The sequence below is a fragment of the Dyadobacter sp. UC 10 genome, assembly GCF_008369915.1.
In the GTDB taxonomy this organism is placed as follows: Bacteria; Bacteroidota; Bacteroidia; order Cytophagales; family Spirosomataceae; genus Dyadobacter.
Map to the genome: position 1 here is coordinate 4,048,796 of NZ_VSRN01000001.1, position 23,577 is coordinate 4,072,372.

Genomic DNA, 23,577 nt, shown 5'->3' on the forward strand with positions numbered 1-23,577 from the left:
GGTTGCCAAAAGGGGGAACCTTTATTCTTTGATATGGAAAAGTCGACCGTTTTACAACATTTGAAATCGCTGCTGGAAGAAAGAATGCGCGTGGCCTGGGATGCAATGGAAGCCGCACAGGAATCGGCCAATGACCAGGGCAAAAGTTCAATGGGGGACAAATATGAAACTTCCCGCTCCATGGGGCAGCTCGACAGGAATATGCACGCAAGGCAGTTTGAGCAAACCCGCCAGGAGAGGCTGATTCTGGAAAGGGTGAATCCGGGGGAAAAAAGCCAGCGCGTTGCAGTAGGCTCTCTTTTGGAAACGACTGCGGGCTGGTTTTTCGTCGCGGTCAGTCTGGGTTCGGTTAAAATAAATGAAGAGACCGTTTTGGCAGTCTCTTCGTCTTCCCCGGTCGGCGCTTCCTTATTAGGAAAAGAGGTCGGAAATAAATTTGATTTTATGAAAAAGCAGCACGAAATCCTGAGCTTACATTAGGTTCAGGCCATATTATGGTACACGCGCTGCACATCGTCGTCATCCTCAATTTTCTCGATCAGTTTCTCCACTTCGGCAGCTTCTTCTTCACTTAAAGTCTTGGTATCGTTCGGAATGCGTTCGAAGTCAGCTTCTACGATTTCGTAGCCATTTTCTTCAAAATAATGCTGCAATGCACCGAATGCAGAAAACTCGCCGTAGATATTGATCAAATCCGTCTCCTCGTCGAGAAAAACTTCCTCTCCTCCAAGGTCGATCAGTTCGAATTCCAGTTCTTCCAGGTCTTTTGCATTGTTCTTAATCTTGAAAATGCATTTACGGTCGAAAATGAAATCGAGCATTCCCATGGTACCCAGGCTGCCACCGAGCTTGTTAAAATAGCTTCTTACATTGGCTACTGTCCTGGTCGGGTTATCAGTGGTACTTTCCACCAGAATCGCCACACCGTGCGGGCCGTAACCTTCATAAACCATTTCCTTATAATCTTCCTGATCTTTGGAGGTTGCCCGTTTGATCGCTCTTTCGATCGTATCTTTCGGCATATTGGCTGCCCTGGCATTTTGTAAAAGAACACGTAGTTTCGCGTTGGTAGCGGGGTCCGCAGTTCCGCTTTTTACCGCAAGAACGATTTCTTTGCCGATCCGGGTAAAGGTCTTGGCCATTTTATCCCAACGCTTGAACATTCTAGCCTTTCTATATTCAAAAGCCCTTCCCATGCTTGTTATTGTTAATTGTATAAAGATTTAGATGACACGAAGGTGATCATATTTTGCACAAAAATAAAAAGACGGACAGATCAGGCAAAAAATAAATTTTCACAAAGAATAACATATACAAAATGATCCTCAACTGGCAATTCAAAACTTTTGATGAGCTTTCCAAAGAAGAACTTTACCAATTGCTGCGCCTCCGCACGCAAGTATTCGTGGTAGAACAAAGATGCTGTTTCCTCGATATGGATAACAAAGATCAGCTCTGCCACCACTTATTGGGCTACCGCGACGATGCCCTTGTGGCCGTTTCGAGAATAGTGCCGCCTGGCTTATCCTATATTTATCCGTCTATCGGCAGGATTGCGGTTTCGTCCGCTGCCAGGGGGATAGGTGCTGGCGTGGAATTGCTGAATATCTCCATCGGAATGACCGAAAAACTGTACGGCAAAGTTACTATTCGCATTGGTGCACAGTTGTATCTTAAAAGATTTTACGAATCATTCGGTTTTATACAATCCAGTGAAATATATCCGGAGGACGAGATCGATCATATTGAAATGACCAGAATAGCGAAAGAAAAATAGTGAAAGCCACCAAATGGGGAACGAATTCCCAACTTTGCTGAATTAATAAACACTGGTAGTAGGGCTCGGTTGAATTAAAATTGAATGGTACTGGAATATTCCCAGAAAATGTAGTAGTAAAACTACGAATTTTAAAAAAAAACTTCGATAAAAATTGCTCTATCCCACTTTGTTTGATAATTTGGCACAGAATTTTAGTTATTAGTATTCAGTCAAGCAAATTGTTGCCTGGGACTGACGCCCGTCAGAAACCCAATAACATTTTTGACGAACACTGATAGAGGAGGGTTTACGTGGAATGGCCTACTGTAATGCGGTAGGCCATTTTTTTGTTCCCTACTAATTGGTTAGCAAAACGAAATCGTGTTCATTTGTAGCATTATCAGAACACGCCATACCATTTCATGACCAAAGTAACCGATTTTATTCAGCAGGCCAACGGTAAAACGTTGTTTTCCATCGAGATTATCCCCCCATTAAAAGGTCAGAATATTAATGAATTGCTCAATTCTATCGAACCGCTCATGGAATTCAAGCCTCCTTTTGTGGATGTTACCTATCACCGGGAGGAACTGATCGACCGGGTCGGGACCGACGGGATAATTGAGCGGGTACCTATCCGTAAAAGGCCTGGGACTGTTGGGATTTGTGCAAGGTTAATGGAGCGGTTCCACGTCGACGCAGTGCCGCATGTAATCTGCGGAGGTTTTACCAAAGATGAAACGGAAGACGTATTGATTGATCTCCATTATCTGGGGATCGACAATGTGCTGGTTTTGCGCGGTGATCCTGAGAAATCGGCTGGCGTTTTTAAGCCCAAGTCGGGAGGCCACACGTATGCTTCCGAACTTGTAAGCCAGGTAAGTGACATGAATAAAGGGATCTTGCTGCACGCGGAAACGGAAATGTTTCCTACCAATTTTTGCATTGGCGTGGCTGGTTACCCCGAAAAGCATTTCGATGCGACCAGTTTCGATACAGATTACCAGCACCTGCGCAAGAAAGTTGAGCTTGGCGCCAACTACATTGTTACACAGATGTTTTTTGATAATGAAAAATACTTCCGCTTTGTAGAAAGGTGCCGTGCAGAGGGTATTACAGTGCCCATTATTCCAGGCTTGAAACCGCTTGCCACCCGGAAACAACTTTCAGTGCTCGCCCAGATCTTCCATCTTGAGTTTCCGCAGGACCTTGTGAAAGAGGTAGAAAAATGTGCTTCCGACAAGGAGGTGCGCCAGGTGGGAATCGAATGGGGAATACAGCAGTGCCGGGAATTAATTGAATATGGGGTTCCTGTACTGCATTTTTACACAATGGGCAAATCAGATAATGTTTCCCAGATCGCGAGACAGGTTTTTTAAGTCAAATCCGGCTTATTCATAGCATACAGCAGTTCCATTTGCGCTGACCATCAGCATGGAACTGTTTCCGCCTATTGTTTCAAGGTCGATATCCACGCCGATTACTGCGTTGGCACCGAGCCGCTGTGCCTGGTCCATCATTTCGCGGATCGCAATGCTTTTTGCTTCGCGAAGCCCCTGTTCGTACGAGCCTGAGCGGCCGCCAACTACGTCCCGGATGTTTGCCAGGAAGTCTTTGAAAAAATTGGCGCCGATAATTGCCTCGCCATTTACCAAACCAATGTACTTAATGATCTTTTTGCCTTCGATATTCGGGGTAGTAGTAACAAGCATATCAGCGTTCGGTTTTGTTTAATTTTCGGGGATGAATTTAGTCGTTTTGAAAAAGGCAGGGTGTAAAATAGTGGTTTAACGGCAAAGAAGCATCTCATGATGGTAATTTTTAGTTAAACGTGGAAATTTGTCAGTTTTAAAAAGCCCCGGCGACAGCCCCGAAAGAATAATGGTTAGCTTTGTTTTTGAGTTATTAAGATTAAAAAAGTAGTTATGGAACAGTCTGTCAAGACAATTAATACAATCATCAGCAGTAGACGCAGCATTTTTCCTCCAAGTTATATCCAGAAGGAGATTCCGGATGAGGTGATCAGCAATATCCTTGAAAATGCCAACTATGCACCCACACACAAGCTGACGGAGCCTTGGAGATTCATCGTTTTCAAAGGTGCCAGCCTTAACAAACTTGCCGGCTTTTTCTCGGAAAGGTACCGTACCGTTACGCCTCCCGAATCTTATGTGCAGGCGCGCTATGACGCTGCCGGTGAGAAAGTCCTGAAATCAGGCTGCGTAATTGTTATCAATGCGGAGCTCCACCCCGACAAACTGCCCGAGTGGGAAGAAACAGCTTCCGTTGCGTGCGCGGTACAAAATATGTGGCTTACTGCCACAGCCTATGGATTAGGCTCCTATTGGAGTAGTCCGGGCGTCCTGAAGGAGCTTGGCGCATTTCTTGAACTTCCCGAAAACCAAAAATGTATGGGCCTCTTTTTCATGGGCTACCACGATGCCCCCGAAGTACCTGCCCGCCGGACTCCCATTGAAGGCAAGGTTACCTGGGCGGAATAATGGCAAAAAATAAGACGGTTCTTCGCGCAGATAAGGTTTCCAAACAGTTCGGTGACCAGCCTGTACTTTCTGATATTGATTTGGAACTGAGGGCAGGAGAGTGGCTGGCGATTTTGGGCGAGAGCGGCTCGGGTAAAAGCACGCTCCTGCGCATTTTTGCTAGGTTTCTGGATTCCGATCAGGGTAAAATTATCTTCAATGGGGATGAACTGAAATCTGTAAGCGGAGAATTGATTCCCGGGCATGAGTCGATCCGGTTGATACACCAGGAATTTGAGCTTTTTCCCAATCAAACTGTCGAAGAGAATATAGCCTATTCTCTTCGCTTTTATGATACCGGGTACCGTAACGAGCGTGTAGCGGAATTGCTGGAAATTGCGGGGCTCGGTTCTGTACGAACCCACAAAGCGAAGTTGTTGTCGGGAGGTGAAAAGCAGCGTACCGCCATAGCGAAGGCACTGGCCGAGCAACCGGATGTATTATTGCTCGACGAACCTTTTGCGCATCTCGATAACCACAACCGGCGCGTACTGGGCGATGCGATTGAAAGTATGCGCAGGCAGCAAAAAACCAGCTGCATTTTCGTGACGCACGAGTCATCGGACGCGCTCGCCTGGTCCGACAGGATCGCTATCCTGAAAAATGGAAAGATCATTCAAATCGGCACACCGTCGGAAGTGTATAACCAGCCTGTCAATAGCTATGTAGCCGAATTGACGGGAGGGATCAACTGGCTTGGCAGCGGGGAGAAGCGATATTTCATCAGACCGGAAAAGATCAAAGCTACCCGGAAACAGGAAAAAAGCAAATGGCAGGGAAAAGTAGAAGCCATTCGTTTTCATGGAAACTACTGGGAAATACGCTGCACGAATGGGAAGGAGCAGCTTTCGTTTTACAGGAATAAATTGAATGTCGGGATAGGAGAAACGGTATTCCTGACTTACGCGGCAAAGGATCTTGGTAACCTGTAGTTAAAGGCTAAACCAGAAAGAAATCTTCACTGCAAAGGGTGTCACGTTAGGATTATCCAGGTAAGTCAGCCGATGGACGAAGTCGATCCTGCCGGTTTTTAGAATATTATCGATCCCATAACCCAGTTCCAGATACGGTCTGTCTTTCAGTTTGTTAAACAGCTGGATCTCATTTCCTGCTTCGTCGGTTGAAGCAGTCAGGGAAAGGTTTGCGTCGCTGATGCTGCCATAAAACAGCTTTCCAGTAGCGAGCATTCTCCACTTTAATTTCTTGATAGCGGGGATGCGGTTTAACAGAAAGCCTTCAAAGTTGTGTTCTAACCGAAGGGAAACGTAGCGGTCGCTGACAAACTCAAAATAACGCATCATATTGAATGCATTGTCCACATAGAACAGCGACTCATTTCCCAGCGGCGTATAAAGGAGCGGGTAGGGCAGTGTCGAGGGGATCAGTCCAAATGTGATATTGTAATAAGTTCTCCCGATTACCCCGGTACGAAAACTTTGCTTTACGTTGAAAGACAGTTTGTTATAATTAAAATCACCTCCCAGGAAATTCCTGATTCCCAGCGTGTAGCGCAGCGTAAATGCCGGAGAATTCCCGTTGCCCATACTAATCCGCTCGTTGTCATTCTGAAGGAATGTTTCCTTGTTCGCAAATCGCGTTTCAAGATTAATTTCTGTAATGTCAAAAGAACTCCTGGTAGGCGAGTCAATACCGGCTTCCGGGTTGGTTTTGTAAGCAAAGGGAAACAGCGGCCTGAAATCCCTGTGCCTGATCTGCAGACTACCCGTCAGGCCTTTCACAACCTCACGCTTGAAATAGGCAGAAATGTCTTCCTGCCAGTATGCCCGGCGAAATGCACCGAAACGCGAAAATGCCCCAAAAAGAGTATTAGGGCCAATCGTTTCCGCAGATACCCCAAGACGTTCCAAATCCTTTGAATAGGAAATGCCCGCCATCGTCCAGGGTTTTCTGTCGATGATATAGTCCATTCCCGCGCCGTACTTAAAAGCTTTGTCCCGCGTTCCATACGCGCCGTAACCACTGAAAATCCATTTACGGCTGAAACCTGGGTCTGTACGGAAACCCATACGGAAACGGTGCCCTTCCACTGCATTGTTAGCGTACAAAAACAAATAAGGGCCGATATCGATATTCCATTTGTCGATCTTCTTATATCCGTTTACAAGAATGTTCAATATCTCGGTATAAGTTTTCACGACCGGCAAAACCCGCAGTGAATCAACAAGTTGGAATGATAGTTGCTCGCTCGGACTGAGCGCCTCGGGCCGGCTTTTGATCCAGAAAGCGGAATCATGTTTCATGTAGTCTTCTTTCAGCTCGATCGCGGTATCATAAAATTTATTATCGCGAGGGGCATTCAGCTTAAACTTCGAGTTGGCTGAATAAAATTTGAGGAGCATTCCGGCGGTTTGTTTTGTGGGTTCATCCACGTCGATTAGTACGCGCGTTTTTGCAGTAACCCATTTGCCTTCGTCTTCAAAAAGTTCGTAAGACTGCTGAATTTTGATCTTTTCGATAAAATTCAGGTTTGCTTTTTTACCTACATTGACATCGATCTGCGTCAATGCATACGTGTCGCCATCTACCCAGAATGTCCCCGTAAATGCCAGGTCCTGCTCTTGTCTGGGTTCGAACTCAATGTGGTAATCATAGCTGGAACCATTGTAGACACTATCGGCAAGGTAGAAATCGTAATATAGCTTCCAGTTTTCGCTGATAGGCGAGACGAAATCTTTTTCGAGGAGGTTTAACCAATTATTGTAAAAATTATATTGTTGAAATGAAGATCCGATCAGCTGCGAAGTCAGGCTTCCGTCTGTAAGGCCTACACCCGAGATCTTCGTTTTGTTAATGATCTCTTTTTTCTTCTTAGGATCTCGTCGATAAAAAACGTTAGAAACTGACTCTGAAATAAAGATAGGGATGATCGTTTCGCCATTTTCACCCTTCACTTCATCATACTTATCAACAATGTGCGTCATCTTTTTGACAGCCTTTCTGTTCCTGAATTTTTCCGAAAGGTTATCAATGTCAATCTGGATTTTGTTATAACTCTCATATTCAACCGCGCCCAGATTGTCCGGATTATTACTCCTTTTGTTGGCCACAATTTTACGTAAAATTGCCCAGGCAGGGTTCTCACCTGCAAAGATCTTTACTTCTTTTAGCTGGGTTGAGCCGGGAGCGAGCTGCACGTCGATTGTTTGCTCGGTTATCCCTGCCTGGATCGCTTTGCTGCGGTTGTCGTAGCCGACATAAGTTACGCTGATAGAGTCGGCCGGCGGATTGTAATGAAGCTGGTAAAATCCATCAAAATTGGTAGTAGTGCCGTAGAGCGATGCTCTAATCGCAATATTGGCGAAGGGGATAGGGTCGCCGGTACTGGCATCGGTAACCCGGCCTTTGATCACATGGGTTGTTTGTGATACAGCTTTTCCCGAGCTGATTAATGTAAGTAGAAATAAGAATATTGTGATATTAAAGAAAGCATTTCGATCAACCGCTAATCGCCTCGTACGCATGCCCTCACTTCGGTCTCTCATTGTTCCTGATCTCATTGTTGGAGGTTATATCCGCAGACGGCCGTAAAATGTGCACGTCCAGAACTGCTTTGGGCCTGGCCAGGTATTCTCTGATCAGCGTACGCATTGAATACCCGTCCGGAACATCCTGTGCGGCGAAGGATATTGCGTCAATGCCCTCATTATGTGCAATATACAGTGCCCTGGCATTATGAAAATTCTGGGATATGATCGTGAAGTTGTCCTGATTAAACAGTTCTTTACACCTGACAACAGAATCAAATGTCCGGAAACCGGCGTAATCGAGGGTCATTACATTTTCAGGTATACCGAGATTCAGGAGCGCCCTTTGCATGGAAAGCGGCTCATTATAATACTGCGAATCGTTGTTCCCGCTCAATATGATGTACTTGATCTTCCCTTCCTTAAATAGCCTTGCAGTAGCTTCCATGCGATATTTGAAGAAAAGGTTATCCTTCCCTTTTTCAGATTTCGGACTTGTACCGAGTACCAATGCAACATCGTTGGAAGGCAGGCTTTCAATCGAGAAATAGTTGTATTGCCTTGTACAATACACTACCCACAAGTTACAAAGCAAGATGAAAACCATGCAAGCGAATAGTGAGGCTAATATGATCTTTATTGCTTTTTTCACCTAAATCAGAATGTGTCCGCACTCATGCCGACGTTACTTGCAATGTTGCCTTGCTATCTGTTTACTATACGCAAAAAATGACCGTTTCGTTGCCGCTGGCGCCGGGCTACACTGACTTAATACTTATGTTCATCCAAACAAACCCAGCTGGCTTTTCGAATCCGGACCCTTTTTATTGTCTTTTTTTGATTTACCTACTTTCTCTTCCTCATTCACCTGTTTTTCTTTCTCTTCTGCTGGCTGATCTGCTTCAGTTTCAGCGGTATCCTCCGATTTTTCAGTTAAGATAACGGTATTTTCAGCTAAAACTTCCGGTTCGGATCCATCGGTTACATCTTCACTTGTTTCATCCTCTTCTACAACCGGCTCAGGATCTTCTGTTGACTCTGCCACAGGTTCTGGTAGTGGGGCTAGCCAGCGTATATCTTTGAATTTATCGTTTGGCAGCTTGTTTCCCATCGCGCGCCAGCCACGCAAGTCCACCATTTCTTCAATCAGATACTCCACTGCGGTTTGTTCTTTCTGCGGTGTTTTCGGGTATACAATTTCAAGTACGGGCCGCTTGTCCGCACTGGCCAGCAGCAATTTGCTGTTCTTGGCGTCGCTGATAAACAGGAATTTCTTGTCCAGCGAGGAAGTCTCGATGTTGAAACGTTTAATAAAATGCTGTTTCTGCCCGCCATCAAAATAAATGGCCGTGATGGCAAGGGCAGGGTCAAATTTTTTCACGAGCAACACTTCATTGGGTACGTAGTGATTGGTCAGGTCGAAGTTGGTGAGTTCGTAGGATCCGTCTTTGTAAATCACCAGAATGCTGTCGGACGGGCCGAAGTTTCCGAGATATTCACCTCTTTCGTCGCGGTTGAGGCGCCCGATGATCGGATCGAACCACATATCCACACCGCCCAGCGTAGAGCGGCCGGCCTGCTTCATCACAATTTTCCTGACCGGATATTTGGTCAGAATGTTACCCATTGCACTTCGGTTTTTGATCAGCAACTCGGCAAAATTGAAGTCAAACTGCTTGACTTTCGCTTTGCTCTGGGCTGTGAGGCTTACCGTGATGATCTCCGCCTCACCATTATCATTTGCGGTGAAGTAGGTGATCTTCGATTTGGGAGAACCCTGGGTCAGATCGTATTCCCGATCCCTGGTAACCGCCGTGATCTGGCATCTTTTAATATAGGAAACGCCCGTTTTTCCTTCCAGGTAAACGAGGTTATATACTTTGCGCTCATCATTTTTGACAAAAACCGCGCAGTGAATAATGTCCTTTCCGACAAATATTTTCTCCTGAACCTTGGTAACGAGGCATTTACCGTCACCCCTGAACACGATAATATCATCGATATCCGAACAATCCATCACATACTCGTCCTTTTTAAGACCATATCCGATAAACCCTTCGGCGCGGTTAACATATAGTTTCTGGTTGTTGGCGGCTACGATGTTGGCCGAAATCTGGTTGAATGCACGTATCTCAGTCCTTCTTCCCCTTCCTTTTCCATATTTTTTGAGCAGGTCGCGGAAATAATCGATCGCGAAACGGGTGATATTGGCCAGGTTGTCTTCGGTTTCTGCCAATTCCTCCTGCCATTTGCGCATCAATTCGTCGGCTTTAAAACCGTCATATTTGGAAATACGCTTGATTCGGATTTCCGTCAGCTCGACTATGTCGTCATCTGTGATCTCCCGATAGAACTGCGCTTTGAATGGTTCAAGTCCTTTATCAATTGTCCTGATTACCGCCTCGAAGGTTTCGCACTCCTCAATATCGCGGTAAATGCGGTTTTCAATGAATATTTTTTCAAGAGAGCCGTAAAGGATTTTTTCGAGAAGCGCGAGTCGTTTGATTTCGAGTTCACGTTGCAGTAAATGTACCGTCTGCTGGGTATTGTATTTCAAAATCTCAGTAACTCCTACAAAATGAGGCTTATCTGAAATAATAATACAAGCGTTTGGTGAAATGGATACTTCGCATTCCGTAAATGCATAAAGTGCGTCCATGGTAATATCCGGAGATACGCCTGGTGCCAGGTGTACCTGTATTTCAACCTCCGCAGCCGTATTATCAACTACCTTTTTGACCTTGATCTTGCCGCCGTCATTGGCTTTTACAATGGAGTCGATCAGGGAGGTAGTAGTGGTACCGAAAGGAATGTCGCGGATAACAAGCATTTTCTTGTCTTCTTCTTCAATCCTGGCACGCACCCGCACTTTTCCACCGCGGTGACCATCATTATAGTTTGAAACGTCAATATGCCCGCCGGTGAGGAAGTCGGGGAAGATTGTGACGTCTTTTCCCTGAAGTATAGAAATGGAGGCTTCGATCAGCTCACAGAAATTATGAGGCAATATCTTGGTAGAGAGGCCAACCGCAATACCTTCCACGCCCAGTGAAAGCAGCAGGGGGAATTTTACAGGAAGCGTTACCGGCTCCCTTTTCCGGCCGTCGTAAGAAAGCTGCCAGTCTGTGGTATCGTCATTAAAAACGATCTCCTTGGCAAACCGTGACAGCCTAACTTCAATATAACGGGCCGCAGCGGCACTGTCGCCGGTACGGATATCTCCCCAGTTTCCCTGGGTATCAAAAAGCAATTCTTTCTGGCCGATATTGACGATCGCATCGTAGATGGAAGCATCGCCATGCGGGTGGTATTGCATCGACGAGCCGACCACATTGGCCACTTTATTAAAACGCCCGTCGTCCATTTCATTGAGCGCATGCATAATGCGCCGCTGAACCGGTTTAAGACCGTCTTCAACAGCAGGTACCGCACGCTCAAGAATTACGTAAGAGGCATAGTCCAGAAACCAGTTTTCATACAAACCCGAAATGGGCAATTTATCATGCAATCCGCTATCTTCTACGTCAGGCGTAGCTCCGTTTTCGTCCATAAATGAAGGAGGAACCAGGTTTTAAACTATCAGTAATGTAAGGTCTTAATCTACGGCTTTCGATGAAGGACTGCACCGCCTGAAAGAACGGTACAGGACGAATATTACCGCGAGATTGGTTTGAATTAACTGCTAATATAGCAAATAAAGCAATAATTCTCAGTTTGCAATATCAGGTTCCTGCGCGTTCAGGACGGTCAGCAGCTCGCTGATCATCATCGCTGTAGCTCCCCAGATTTTGTACCCCTGCACCATATAGTGAGGGGCATGTACCTGTTCGCCACGCACTTGAATGTCACTGGATCCGATGATATTGATGTCGGATATTTCTTCCAGCCTGATCTCGAAAATGTCCTCCACTTCGCGTGGGTCCGGGTAGAAGTCGGGGCGGTAGGGCATGGCGGCAATGACCGGCAATACGTAGAAATTGCTCGGGGGAATGAACAGCTCTGTGAGTATACCGAGAATTTTAACGTCGTTCAGCCTCAAACCGATTTCTTCCTGGGCTTCCCGTAATGCTGTTCTTATCAGGTCCTTGTCCGTCAGCTCATACCTGCCGCCTGGAAATGCGACCTGCCCCGAATGCACGCCATCGTAGGCGGGGCGGAGGATGAGGGGGAAATATATTTCGTTTTTATGCGGATAAAATAGGATCAGGATTGCGCTTTTGCGTGTGCGGGCATTGGGTTTGAAAGTAAGCCGCAGCTTGCTTGAAGCCTGCATCAGCTTGTGCGCAGAGTCACCTGGCAGCGGGTACTTCAGTTTTCTTGTTAATTGTTCAGTAAATAACGAAAAGGATTCCAGTGATGCCATCGCGGCTTTGGGGTGTCTGGGGATAATGCGGATTAACTATATTTTGGCATAGTGCAATTCGCGGTTAAAATCAAAAAAGCTTTCAAGGCTCAAATCTTCATCAAGGTCCTCCCAATGAATGCTGTCGCCGGCAGGACCGATTTCATAATTCTCACGATGAGGTTGCGATGCTCCGTTTAATCTGGCAAACCAATTGATCGGATTGCCAATGGTGTGGCCGCTATCGGTAACAACATATATATTATTCTCGTCGAACCAAACTTTCACGATCTTCATAACTGTATTGGTAATGTTGATACCTGTTTTACTCTCCATGAAATTCCAGCCATTTTTCGGCAATCAAATCACTGTTCTTTTCAACCAGAGCCTCTGCCAGGATCAGGTCTTTTGGCTTAATTCCGTGACTTTCAACCAGCCTGACAGGGTTTATTTCAAATTTAGCAGTTCCATCCGAGTTTCTTACATGAATATGAACAGGCAGATGTTCCAGGCTGTAAAAGAAAAACTTCATTCCAAACATTCGGAAGATTTCTGGAATGTGTGTGTGAAGTATTAGTGCGTGATTGGTATTTTACAAATATAATAAATAACAATCGCCGTATTAAACCGGGGCGTATAACTTCGCGAGCTGCTCGGCGCAGCGCTCTCCGTCCATCGCGGCCGACATAATCCCGCCCGCGTATCCGGCTCCTTCACCGCAGGGAAAAAGGCCTTTAACCTCGGGATGCTCGCAGCTTTCCCGCTCACGTGGTATCCGCACAGGAGAGGAGGTCCGGCTTTCAACGCCGATCAGCTGGGCGTCGGGTGAAAGGTATCCCCGCATTTTTTGTCCAAAATCCTTTAATGCTTCCCGCAGCGGAAACGCGATATTTTCTGGTAAAATATCATATAAATCAACCGATTGAAGTCCCGGTTGATAAGACGTTTCCCGCAATTCCGGCGAAATTCTCGATCGCACAAAATCAGTAGCCAGCTGTGCAGGTGCAGTTTGCGTGGCTCCCGCCAATGCGCAGGCCCGCTGTTCCATTTCCATTTGATACTGCAATCCTGCCATCGGACCGAAAGATTTATAAGGCAGCAAATCCGGCTCTTCCACCGACACCACCAGCCCCGAATTGGCATAAGGAGAGTCGCGTTTCGAAGGCGACATGCCATTTACCACCACCTCGCCGACAGCAGTAGCCGCTGGGACAATAAAGCCGCCCGGGCACATGCAAAAAGAAAATGCGCCCCTTTGCACCCCTTTGTAATGCGTTTGGGTAACCAGGCTATATGAAGCGGCGGGCAGGTAAGGCCCGCGATCAGTAGTGCAGTGATATTGTATTTTATCTATTGTATTCTGAGGATGTTCAATGCGCACGCCCATTGCGAACGATTTGCTTTCGATCAGGATGTTTTTGGAATGCAGCAAAGTGTAAATATCCCGCGCTGAATGCCCCGTCGCGAGAATTACACCCAAACCCAAATGCTCCTTACCATCTTCGGTAACAACGCCCTTCATCGTCCCTGATTCAACGATCAGGTCGGTCACCTTCGTGTTGAAATGGATCTCGCCGCCTGCATTCAAAATGCTTTCGCGCATTTCCGAAACTACGACCGGCAGCTTATTGGTGCCGATATGCGGGTGGGTATCGATTAATATTTGCTCATTTGCGCCGTGCTGGACGAATATTTCCAGTATCCGCCGAATATCGCCGCGCTTATTGGAGCGGGTGTATAGCTTTCCGTCAGAATAAGTACCTGCCCCGCCTTCGCCGAAGCAGTAGTTGGATTCGGGATTGACGATATGGTCTTTATTAATAGCCGCAAGGTCACGGCGCCGCGCACGTACATCTTTTCCTCTTTCGAAAACAACCGGTTTAATGCCAAGTTCAATCAGTCGCAGCGCCGCAAACATACCGGCCGGGCCGCAGCCGATAATGATTGCCTGAGGGCGGGAGCTGACGTTTTTGTATTCAAAATGAGAAGTAAGCAGCGTGGGGGCAGCTTCGTTGACATAAACTTCGGCCTGCACATTGACCTTAACCTGCCTGCTACGGGCGTCTATCGACTGTCTTGTTTTGCGGATAATTGGCTGGTCGGCCTCCCGGATGCGCAGTTTTTTTAAAATATGTTGACGGAACTGTTCGTCGTCCAGCGCGATCTCCGGCGTAAGCGTAAGTTGAAGCGTATGATGCATAAGAAAGGGATTTATCCTTTAATTGATGCAAAGTTAAAAATTCCGGTGCTGAAACTGAAAGGAAATGGGCGGCGATCGGTTGGGTAACATCCTGCCTAATGCTACTTTGATAGTAAATTTCAACAATATTATATGGAAACGAACCGACGTCAGTTTCTCAAAGCAGTACCTGCACTGGCTGCTACACCGGCTTTTTTGGCCGCCGGTCAGGTTGAAAAAGCGGCCCCGTTCCCGCTTTCCTGCAATCAGTATTCCTGGATAACATTCTATGCCCGGGACGGAAAAGATTGGTCTGCAAATCCAGACGCTTCACTGGCCGATTTTGCTTCAACCGGCCTGAAAGCTTACGAGCCTGCTTTCAATAATGCAGGAGAAGTGACAAAACTTTTGCCGCTTTTGAAGAAATATCAGCTGTTAATGCCGTCGGTGTACGTCAATACTTCCCTGCACGACGCCGGGGAAGCGGGCAAATCCATCGAATCCGTACTATCGATTGCCGAGGCATTGAAACCGGCGAATACGAAAATCATTGTTACCAACCCGAATCCTATTAAATGGGGCAGCGCAGAGAATAAGTCGGATGCGCAACTCGCTGAACAGGCGAAAAATATGGACAGGCTGGGCGCCGAGCTGAAAAAGCGTGGAATGACACTCGCTTACCACACGCACGACGTTGAGTTGCGGGCGGCGGCGCGGGAATTTCACCATATGCTTTTAGCGACTGATCCGAAAAACGTATCGCTTTGCCTCGACGTGCATTGGGTATATCGGGGTGCCGGCAACTCTCAGGTTGCTTTGTTTGATATTGTCAAATTGTATGGAAAACGTATTACCGAGCTGCACATCCGTCAATCAAAGGGCGAAATCTGGCAGGAGACTTTTGGGGAAGGGGATATCGATTACCCCCGGCTGGTCAGTTCGCTCCATGCAATAGGGATCAAACCGCACCTGGTTTTGGAACAATGTTTGGAAAAGACCTCACCTAAAACCATGAACGCAACCGAGGCACATAAAAAGGATATGGTTGAAGTGAAACGGGTGTTTGGTGTTTGATCAACAAAGCGATGGGGCAATTTGAAAAACTGATATTTAAACTTCTTTCGGGTGCAGCCGATAACAATTTAGTTTTAATGATTTAAGGTCAATTCTTTTGAATCTGGGATTTACAGAAAAACAACGGGAGGTAGTCACAGAATTTTTTATAAGGAAAATATTGTAGAAATTGTAAATATCCAGGCTGATGGGAACAAGGCCAAACCTTATCAGATTAAACAGGTAAGAGCAATTATTTTGAAATACAAGCTTGTCAGTTATGAATAGCAAATACGAGCTCATCATTTATTGGAGCGAAGAAGATAACAGGTTCATCGTAGAAGTTCCCGAACTGCCAGGCTGCATGGCCGACGGCGCATCGCAAAGCGAAGCGCTTGCCAATGCGCAAATTGTGATCGAACAATGGATCGATACGGCAAAGGAGCTCAACCGCGAGATACCGAAGGCGAAGGGCAAGCTAATGTATGCCTGATATGCCCGCAACCGATTTTCTCCAGATTTCCGAACTTCTCACTCCCGAGCAGCGCCTGATTGCTGACACGGTGAGGGAGTTTACGGAAAAAGAGATCAAGCCTATCATCGAAGCTTGTGCGCAGAAGGCTGAGTTTCCCGTTCACCTGATCAGGAAATTTGGCGAATTAGGCGTATTCGGGCCGACCATCCCGCCCGAATATGGCGGCGGCGGACTGGATTATATTTCCTACGGCTTAATGTGTCAGGAGATCGAAAGAGGTGATTCCGGCATGCGATCGACGATTTCCGTGCAAAGTTCATTGGTAATGTGGCCTATTTTTACATTCGGCTCAGAAAATCAAAAACAAAAATACCTTCCCCAACTCGCAACCGGTGAAATGCTCGGCTGTTTCGGATTAACTGAACCCGATCACGGATCGAACCCGGCCGGTATGAAATCTACCCTTACGAAAACGGAGGATGGCTATTTGCTCAACGGATCGAAAATGTGGATATCCAATGCACCTTTTGCAGACATCGCGGTGGTGTGGGCCAGAAACGAGGATGGCAAAGTAATGGGTGTTTTGGTGGAAAAGGGAATGCAGGGTTTTTCAACTCCCGAGATCCACAACAAATGGTCGCTGCGCACGAGTGCTACCGGCGAGCTGGTTTTCGATTCAGTTTTTATTCCTGAGGGAAATGTGCTGCCGGGAGCTACGGGTATCAAAAGTGCATTGCAGTGCCTTGATAAAGCCAGGTACGGTATTTCCTGGGGCGCGATCGGCGCGGCTGTGGATTGCTATGAAACGGCTGTGAAGTATGCGAAAGAACGCATTCAGTTCGACAAACCTATTGCCGCATTTCAGCTTACACAAAAAAAGCTGGCTGAAATGCTGACCGAAATCACCAAAGCACAACTCCTTTCCTGGCGGCTTGGTGTATTGATGAATGAGGGAAAAGCTACTACCGCGCAGATCTCGATGGCGAAAAGGAGCAATGTGCAGATGGCGCTGGAAGTGGCAAGGAAATGCCGGCAAATATTAGGCGCAATGGGCATAACAGGCGATTTTCCGATTATGCGGCACATGATGAACCTGGAATCGGTGGTAACTTACGAGGGAACGCACGATATTCACTTGCTGATCCTGGGCGCCGAAATTACAGGCATCAATGCATTTAAATAGCAAACGTCCGGTGCGATCCTACAACTTGCTCTGCAGCTCCCTGCTCGTTTTCCGCGACCCGTCGTGCGACCACCCAGGTGATTTCAACAGGTACTTTAATTTGGTAGAAATAGCGACCGGCTGGCTGAAATCCCGCCCGATTTCTTTCCATTCGTAAAAGACGGTTTGCAGCACATTTTCATGCCGCATTGATTTTGTCAACCCGTAACGCGGCGGTACTTCGGGTAGCTCTTCCTGAAAAGTGCCAAATATCCGGTCCCAGATAATCAGGCACATACCCATATTTTTATCCAGATACTGCACATTACTCGCATGGTGTACGCGGTGATGCGAAGGAGTGACCAGCACATATTCCAGCCAGCCCAGTTTTTTCACATATTCAGTATGCACAATGATCCCGTAAATCTGCGTGAGCGAATACATGACAATGATATCAGCAGGATTAAAGCCAAAAATCGACAGCGGAATAAAATAAATAAAACGGTACAGCGGCTGAAAAACCGATGAACGAAAGCCTGTGGTCAGATTAAAATGCTCGGAAGAATGATGCGTGACGTGCACTGCCCAGAAAAGCCTGCAGTGATGGTCGACATAATGCAAAGTGTAAAAAGCGAGATCCTCAAGTAAAAAAAGCAGCAGCCAGTAAACATAGGGATTTTCAAGGGGACGGAATATCGCGAGGTTGTAGAACCACATTAATACAGCAACGTAGAATGCCCTGAACAGGAGGTCGATGCCGCCGTTGCAAAGCATCAGGATTGCATTGGTGACGCTGTCCCGAAACGTGTAGGAGGGTCTAGTGGAATGGTCGTGGTGGCTTTGGCGGTGTGTCAGGAAGATCTCTAACCCGATTAATAACAGATAGAATGGAGCGGAAATCTTTAATAGAAAATCCTCCAAGTTATATGTGCCCGGCATAGTCGTATCTACAAATAGTTTGCAAATATAGCGGCGTACATCATCGTATAATTCGATGGACGAAGTTTTAAGAAATTTCTAATATCACTATCCTAACACCTTTGCAATCACTGCTTTTTCAGGGAATAATTTTCTTCAAAGCTTTTCTCAAAGCCTCGTTTTTGAATTTCTTCTGAAGGATAACCGGCGCCGCGATCCTTTCCCGGCAGTCGTAAATCGAGCACCTTTCGCAGGTCTGGTTTACTTCCCGTGAGGGCAGGTTGGGATCTTCCAGAAAAGCCAGTTTTTCACGGGTTTGCTCGTCCAGATAAATGCCCATCGAAACACTTACATTCAAATTCGGCGTCGGCGACATTTGCTGTGCGAAGCTGATCACCAGGTACTGGTCCTGCGTGTCGACGTAGGTGGATTTTTGTGCCTTGCACAATATACGCGGCTGCTCCTTGTTTTTGTTCAGTTCGGCCAGGTCATTCAGGATCGTGAGCGCCACCCAGCGACGGCAATAGTGCTCGTCCCGCACTGTATGCGGGTAATGCTTCCGGGAAATGTGCATTTCCTTCGTCATATCGAACACATTCTGACCGGAGAAATTATTGAACCTCGAAAAGAAGATCTGGTTAATGCCAAAATAGCGGGGCAGGATATTGCTGAGCCGGTAACAAAACGATTCGGGAGTGGTATTGAAATCGTGAATAAGCTGGATCAACTGCTCAGGTTGCCACGTTTTTTGTGCAAAAAAGTCGGTAATGGCAGGTACCAGGAGACTTCTTTTAATAATGATCGCACTTGCAAAATAGGAAGCCTTGAAATTGTTAAGCAATTGTTCGAAAGTCTCTGCTTCCACCAGCGCGGTAGTTTGCAGGCGGTTTTTCAGGCCTAAATGAAGATACCCTATCTCGCGGCCGTAAATGAATGCACGCTGAACAGACGATAAATGCGCATTGAGCAGCAGCCGGTTCCCCAGCGGGTTATTGATCGTCAGCGAGCGGACCGTTGAGAATTCAGGATTGGTGCGTTCGTTAATCTGTTCGATCGTGTAATTGAACTTCGATTTCAGGATTTCGGCGAGGTAATTTTCATCCAGCAGACGCTCCGGCTCTACTTCCTGTTCGGTCAGAAAACGTTCAGCTTCCAGTTCGATATCTTCAAAATAATTGTCATGCATTTCCTGGTAAGTGCGCAATGCAGAGAAATAGAATTTCTCTATCGACATATTATAATTCCGCGCGATCTCGATCAGTGTGCCTACAAAAGCGCTGATCTTCATGGGCGCGTCGGACAGGATTTCGAGCAGGTTGGCCGGGTCTATCCCGAAAAGTTCGAGTGGAAGTTCGGTGAGGATATTGGAGCTCAGCAGGTCCGAAATGGGTTCGAGGCGTTTGCTGAGTTTCAGGGAAACCAATGTGTCGTAGTCTACATCGATCGCGCGCGCCAGCGCTAGTATTTTGTCCGATTTAGGATATTTCTTTCCTTTTTCAATTTCGTTGATATATGAGATGGAAAGTCCTGATTTAGCAGATAGCTCGCTCAGGGAGAGTCCCTTATCCAGCCGGAGCTGTTTAAGTTTTAATCCAAATACCAACCTAACATTATCTGTATTTATCGCCACTGTATTGGATGAAAAGAGCCTGATTTGAAGGGTTTCGGTCTCAGGCAATTTAAATAAAGAAACGCAAAAGTAGAAATCAGATGATTCAACCCGACGGGAAACAAAGAAAAAACGGGACCGATCAAATGATGGTCCCGTCGTTTTCTGCTGCTGGCTTCACCTGGCTTACAAAATAGAGAAGCCGAGTGTCGCCTGGAACAGATTGCCTTTCTTGCCGAACTGAGATGCAGTGGTCGCGTTATTAAAATTGATCTTCACAACATCCGTAAAGTTTCCCTCGTAACGTACGTCCAGGCTCAAACGCCCGAAATCAACTCCTACACCTGCCTGGTAACCGTAGGCGAGGCGGTTTTTGAATTCTGCCTCTGAATTGCCGCCGGTTACGTCATCAAATGAATCGCCCAGTTTTCCATTGCTGTTTAATCTCAAAGAAGCCATCGGGCCAACATTAATCCGGAAGAACTTGGCGATTCTTATACCGAACAAAACCGGTACATCCAGGTTAGAAAAACGTACATCGACGTTTCCGTCCGAGTTCTGTACACCATCTTCGTAAACGTTGAATTTTCCCCCTTTTTGTGAAAGCAAAAATTCAGGCTGGATGTATGCATTTTTACCAAATCTGAAAAATACACCGCCTACAAAACCCAGTGAGCGGTTATCGTTGTCTTTGAAGTCAAATGCATTTCCTCCCGAATTGAGGGACAAATCGTTGCTGCCATTGATATTCGACAGGTTAGCGCCCGCTTTAATACCGAATCTGAAGGCAGGATCGTATTGAGCTGATGCGGAATAACTGATCAATAGTGCACACAGCGCAATTAGCATGTTTTTCATAGCGATATGAATTAGATAGTTTGAATGATGAACACCTCTTTATTAAATTATATTAAAAAGTTGTGCCCGGTTCAGAAAGCTGTTTGCAGCCGGTGCCTGGGCATTAGTTTCCCCAAAAGCGCTTCAATTTGGCCGCTTTGCAGGTTATTGGAAGTCGAAAGAGCTTGATAAGATCAAAAAACGCTATTTTTGCGCGTCGTTTGACCAAATGGTCTTTTAAGTCACCTTCCTAACACAGGGCAGCTTGCGGAACAAGGTCAATTTATAGTTCCGTAATGCATTAAATTATAAGATATGAGTGAGTACAGTCATTGGGAAATAGAAAAAAAATGGCAGGGTTTCTGGGAAGAAAAGGGGACCTTCAAAGTTTCCAACCAATCAGATAAACCTAAGTATTATGTGCTGGATATGTTTCCGTATCCTTCCGGGGCTGGCCTGCACGTGGGGCACCCGCTGGGCTACATTGCATCCGATATTTATTCCCGTTACAAAAGACTGAAAGGTTTTAATGTGCTGCATCCGATGGGCTTCGACAGCTTTGGGCTGCCGGCCGAACAATATGCGATCCAGACCGGTCAGCATCCTGCAATTACAACCGAGCAGAACATTTCCCGCTATATTGAGCAGCTGAAAAATCTGGGTCTGAGCTACGATTGGAGCCGCGAAGTGCGCACTTCCGATCCGGGCTATTACAAATGGACCCAATGGATCTTCGGCGAGCTTTTTAACAGCTGGTATAATAACGATACGGACCAGGCAGAGCCGATTAAAACGCTCATCCAAAAATTCAGCGAAAGCGGAAATAAAGGGATTAATGCGCCATCTGACGAAGATACCCCTGTTTTTACAGCCGAAGAATGGAATGCATTGTCGGAAGAAGAACAATATAAGATTACCCTGAAATACAGACTTACTTATGTGGCCGATGCAACCGTAAACTGGTGCCCTGGCCTGGGTTCTGTATTGTCGAATGACGAAGTAAAAGACGGCGTTTCCGAACGCGGCGGATTCCCGGTTATTCAAAAACTGATGCGCCAGTGGATGATGCGCATTACTGCCTATTCGCAACGCTTGCTGGATGGACTAGACACAGTAGACTGGACAGATTCATTGAAAGAACAACAACGCAACTGGATCGGAAGATCGGTCGGCGCGCTGGTGAAGTTTGAAATAATGGAGGAAGGGAGGAAGGAGGAAGGAGAAAGAAATCCTTTGTCCCTTTCCTCCGTTCCTCCATCCTCCCTTTCAATCGAAGTGTTCACGACAAGAGTCGACACGATTTACGGTGTTACTTTCATGGTGATCGCGCCGGAGCATGAGTTGGTGGATCAAATTACTACTGCCGGGCAGCGTAGGGCGATTGACGAGTATATTGCGATGACGCAGAAGAAGTCGGAGCGGGATCGGATGTCGGACGTGAAAACGGTTTCCGGTGCATTTACAGGCGCATTTGCGATCAATCCTTTCAATGGTGAGAAAGTACCGGTTTATATCGCCGATTATGTTTTAGCGGGCTACGGAACAGGCGCAGTCATGGCGGTTCCTTCAGGGGACCAGCGTGACTGGAACTTTGCAAAGCATTTCGACCTGCCGATCATTCCGATCCTGGATGCGCAGAAAGATGTGGAAACCCAGGCAGACGCTACGAAGGAAGGAAAATATATCAACTCGGGAATGATCAATGGTTTGACTTTCCATGAGGCCAATAAAGTTTTGATACAATATCTGGAAGAAAAGGGTATTGGTAAAGGAAAGATCAATTACAGGCTGCGCGACGCGGTTTTCAGCCGCCAGCGTTACTGGGGCGAGCCGGTTCCGGTTTTCTATAAAGAAGACAGCACCGGAACTCCTGTACCTTATCTGATGTCGGAAAATGAATTGCCGCTGAATCTGCCGGACGTAGATAAATACCTTCCGACAGAATCGGGTGAGCCGCCGTTGGGACGGGCGCAGGATTGGCAGCACGGTTCTGGGAATGCTTACGAACTGAGCACAATGCCGGGCTGGGCGGGTAGCAGCTGGTACTGGTACAGGTATATGGATCCTCAGAATCAGTCAGAATTTGCTTCGCAGGAAGCGATTGACTACTGGCAGAACGTGGATTTGTATATGGGCGGCACCGAGCACGCGACCGGACATTTGCTGTACAGCCGGTTTTGGAATAAGTTCTTGAAAGACAGGGGTTATGTACCTCAGGAAGAGCCTTTCAAAAAGCTGATTAACCAGGGAATGATCCAGGGGCGCAGTAACTTTGTGTACCGCGTGAAAAGTGAGGATTACGCTAATCCGACCTTCGTCAGTGCGGGATTGCGTGATCAGTATGAAGTTTCAGGCCTGCACGTCGATGTCAACATAGTTCAGAATGATGTGCTGGATATTGAGAAATTCAAAGCGACGCGCGCGGATATCGGTGCAGCAAACGCAAAGTATATTCTCGAAGACGGAAAATATGTGTGCGGTGTGGAGATCGAGAAAATGTCGAAATCCAAATTCAATGTTGTCAACCCCGACGACATCGTAGAAAAGTACGGAGCGGATACCCTGCGTTTGTATGAAATGTTCCTCGGCCCGCTGGATCAGGCAAAACCCTGGAATACCCACGGCATCGACGGTACTTACCGGTTTATACGCAAATTGTGGCGCCTTTTTTATAACGACGCCGGCCAATCGGTTGTGAAAGATATACCTGCGAAACCGGAAGAATTAAAGATCCTGCACAAAACGATCAAGAAAATTGAAGAGGATATTGAAAACTTCTCTTTCAATACCGGCGTGAGTGCTTTTATGGTTTGTGTAAATGAGCTGGGTAGCTTGAAATGTCACAGTAAACCTATTTTGCAGGAGCTGGTTATTCTGATTTCTCCTTATGCGCCGCACATTGCAGAAGAGCTTTGGGTTGCATTGGGTAATGAAGCGGGGACGGTTTCGGGCGCGGCATTCCCGAAATGGGAGCAGCAGCACGTAATCGATGCTATTTTTGAATATCCCGTACAGATCAACGGAAAAGTGCGGATCTCGATTCCTTTCCCGCTGGATACCCCTGGTGAGGAAATCGAAAAAGCGGTACTTGCGAATGAAACGGTGTTGAAATGGATGGAAGGAAAACCAGCCAGAAAGGTGATCGTGGTTCCAAAACGCATTGTCAATGTGGTGATTTAGGATTCGTGTCAATACAAAAGAAAGCCCGGCGCAACCAA

The 23,577-nt window shown here is 46.7% G+C and carries 21 protein-coding genes; 9 read left to right on the forward strand and 12 right to left on the reverse strand.

Translation table 11 applies throughout. The annotated features are described in order from the left end of the window. The first annotated feature begins 33 nt into the window (after nucleotides 1-33). Nucleotides 34-480 (forward strand): transcription elongation factor, encoded by a 447-nt coding sequence (locus tag FXO21_RS16820; RefSeq protein ID WP_149641166.1) that lies wholly within the window; start codon nucleotides 34-36, stop codon nucleotides 478-480. 2 nt (nucleotides 481-482) lie between these two features. Here the strand turns inward: FXO21_RS16820 and FXO21_RS16825 are convergent, their stop codons facing one another. Continuing rightward, nucleotides 483-1,196 carry a YebC/PmpR family DNA-binding transcriptional regulator gene (locus FXO21_RS16825; RefSeq protein WP_149641167.1) on the reverse strand — a complete coding sequence of 238 codons (714 nt, stop codon included), beginning with the start codon at nucleotides 1,194-1,196 and terminating at the stop codon, nucleotides 483-485. A gap of 122 nt (nucleotides 1,197-1,318) precedes the next feature. On the opposite strand from FXO21_RS16825, the gene FXO21_RS16830 reads away from it, so the two are divergent. Both FXO21_RS16830 and metF read left to right on the forward strand, forming a co-directional pair. Then, nucleotides 1,319-1,777 (forward strand): GNAT family N-acetyltransferase, encoded by a 459-nt coding sequence (locus FXO21_RS16830; protein WP_149641168.1) that lies wholly within the window; start codon nucleotides 1,319-1,321, stop codon nucleotides 1,775-1,777. A 404-nt stretch (nucleotides 1,778-2,181) separates the two neighbouring features. Beyond that, nucleotides 2,182-3,138, forward strand: coding sequence for a methylenetetrahydrofolate reductase [NAD(P)H] (metF, locus tag FXO21_RS16835; RefSeq protein WP_149641169.1), 957 nt, complete (start codon nucleotides 2,182-2,184; stop codon nucleotides 3,136-3,138). Between the two features lie 12 nt (nucleotides 3,139-3,150). Here the strand turns inward: metF and FXO21_RS16840 are convergent, their stop codons facing one another. After that, nucleotides 3,151-3,471, reverse strand: a complete 321-nt coding sequence (locus tag FXO21_RS16840) for a heavy metal-binding domain-containing protein (RefSeq protein ID WP_149641170.1) — start codon at nucleotides 3,469-3,471, stop codon at nucleotides 3,151-3,153. 213 nt (nucleotides 3,472-3,684) lie between these two features. Between FXO21_RS16840 and FXO21_RS16845 the strand changes: the two genes are divergently transcribed. Beyond that, nucleotides 3,685-4,260 carry a nitroreductase family protein gene (locus tag FXO21_RS16845; RefSeq protein ID WP_149641171.1) on the forward strand — a complete coding sequence of 192 codons (576 nt, stop codon included), beginning with the start codon at nucleotides 3,685-3,687 and terminating at the stop codon, nucleotides 4,258-4,260. Beyond that, entirely contained in the window at nucleotides 4,260-5,231 is a 972-nt protein-coding gene (locus FXO21_RS16850) for an ABC transporter ATP-binding protein (RefSeq protein WP_149641172.1), read from the forward strand. Before FXO21_RS16845 ends, FXO21_RS16850 begins: the two co-directional genes overlap by 1 nt. Here FXO21_RS16850 and FXO21_RS16855 read toward each other — a convergent pair whose 3' ends face one another. From FXO21_RS16855 to FXO21_RS16885, 7 genes are all read right to left on the reverse strand, one after another. After that, nucleotides 5,232-7,817 carry a DUF5686 and carboxypeptidase-like regulatory domain-containing protein gene (locus FXO21_RS16855; protein WP_225865720.1) on the reverse strand — a complete coding sequence of 862 codons (2,586 nt, stop codon included), beginning with the start codon at nucleotides 7,815-7,817 and terminating at the stop codon, nucleotides 5,232-5,234. Further along, complete coding sequence (locus FXO21_RS16860) at nucleotides 7,786-8,391, reverse strand: SanA/YdcF family protein (RefSeq protein ID WP_149641173.1); 606 nt, start codon at nucleotides 8,389-8,391, stop codon at nucleotides 7,786-7,788. The genes FXO21_RS16855 and FXO21_RS16860 overlap by 32 nt, the downstream gene beginning before the upstream one ends. 174 nt (nucleotides 8,392-8,565) lie before the next feature. After that, nucleotides 8,566-11,334: a DNA gyrase/topoisomerase IV subunit A gene (locus tag FXO21_RS16865; protein ID WP_149641174.1), complete on the reverse strand. Its 2,769-nt coding sequence runs from the start codon at nucleotides 11,332-11,334 to the stop codon at nucleotides 8,566-8,568. Between the two features lie 159 nt (nucleotides 11,335-11,493). Beyond that, on the reverse strand, nucleotides 11,494-12,147 hold the full coding sequence (locus tag FXO21_RS16870) for an NUDIX hydrolase (RefSeq protein ID WP_149641175.1): 654 nt from the start codon (nucleotides 12,145-12,147) through the stop codon (nucleotides 11,494-11,496). A 36-nt stretch (nucleotides 12,148-12,183) separates the two neighbouring features. After that, a complete protein-coding gene (locus FXO21_RS16875) occupies nucleotides 12,184-12,462 on the reverse strand; it encodes a DUF2442 domain-containing protein (RefSeq protein ID WP_225865722.1) in 279 nt (92 codons plus the stop codon). Beyond that, nucleotides 12,452-12,658, reverse strand: coding sequence for a DUF4160 domain-containing protein (locus tag FXO21_RS16880; protein ID WP_225865723.1), 207 nt, complete (start codon nucleotides 12,656-12,658; stop codon nucleotides 12,452-12,454). The genes FXO21_RS16875 and FXO21_RS16880 overlap by 11 nt, the downstream gene beginning before the upstream one ends. A 90-nt stretch (nucleotides 12,659-12,748) precedes the next feature. After that, nucleotides 12,749-14,326 (reverse strand): NAD(P)/FAD-dependent oxidoreductase, encoded by a 1,578-nt coding sequence (locus FXO21_RS16885; protein ID WP_149641177.1) that lies wholly within the window; start codon nucleotides 14,324-14,326, stop codon nucleotides 12,749-12,751. 132 nt (nucleotides 14,327-14,458) lie between these two features. Between FXO21_RS16885 and FXO21_RS16890 the strand changes: the two genes are divergently transcribed. The 3 genes from FXO21_RS16890 (at nucleotide 14,459) to FXO21_RS16905 (ending at nucleotide 17,016) form a co-directional block, all read left to right on the forward strand. After that, nucleotides 14,459-15,379 carry a sugar phosphate isomerase/epimerase family protein gene (locus FXO21_RS16890; protein WP_149641178.1) on the forward strand — a complete coding sequence of 307 codons (921 nt, stop codon included), beginning with the start codon at nucleotides 14,459-14,461 and terminating at the stop codon, nucleotides 15,377-15,379. A 259-nt stretch (nucleotides 15,380-15,638) separates the two neighbouring features. Next, nucleotides 15,639-15,851 carry a type II toxin-antitoxin system HicB family antitoxin gene (locus FXO21_RS16900; protein WP_149641179.1) on the forward strand — a complete coding sequence of 71 codons (213 nt, stop codon included), beginning with the start codon at nucleotides 15,639-15,641 and terminating at the stop codon, nucleotides 15,849-15,851. 1 nt (nucleotide 15,852) lies between these two features. Beyond that, nucleotides 15,853-17,016: an acyl-CoA dehydrogenase family protein gene (locus tag FXO21_RS16905; RefSeq protein ID WP_149641180.1), complete on the forward strand. Its 1,164-nt coding sequence runs from the start codon at nucleotides 15,853-15,855 to the stop codon at nucleotides 17,014-17,016. Between the two features lie 18 nt (nucleotides 17,017-17,034). Here FXO21_RS16905 and FXO21_RS16910 read toward each other — a convergent pair whose 3' ends face one another. From FXO21_RS16910 to FXO21_RS16920, 3 genes are all read right to left on the reverse strand, one after another. After that, a complete protein-coding gene (locus tag FXO21_RS16910) occupies nucleotides 17,035-17,916 on the reverse strand; it encodes a sterol desaturase family protein (protein WP_225865724.1) in 882 nt (293 codons plus the stop codon). A 136-nt stretch (nucleotides 17,917-18,052) separates the two neighbouring features. After that, the gene (locus FXO21_RS16915) at nucleotides 18,053-19,543 is read right to left on the reverse strand and encodes a helix-turn-helix domain-containing protein (RefSeq protein WP_149643524.1); all 1,491 of its coding nucleotides are present in this window, start codon (nucleotides 19,541-19,543) and stop codon (nucleotides 18,053-18,055) included. A 165-nt stretch (nucleotides 19,544-19,708) separates the two neighbouring features. Continuing rightward, complete coding sequence (locus tag FXO21_RS16920; RefSeq protein ID WP_149641182.1) at nucleotides 19,709-20,380, reverse strand: porin family protein; 672 nt, start codon at nucleotides 20,378-20,380, stop codon at nucleotides 19,709-19,711. Nucleotides 20,381-20,674: 294 nt separating this feature from the next. Here FXO21_RS16920 and leuS point away from each other — a divergent pair, with 294 nt between their 5' ends. Then, entirely contained in the window at nucleotides 20,675-23,539 is a 2,865-nt protein-coding gene (gene leuS / locus FXO21_RS16925; RefSeq protein WP_149641183.1) for a leucine--tRNA ligase, read from the forward strand. Nucleotides 23,540-23,577 lie beyond the last annotated feature (38 nt).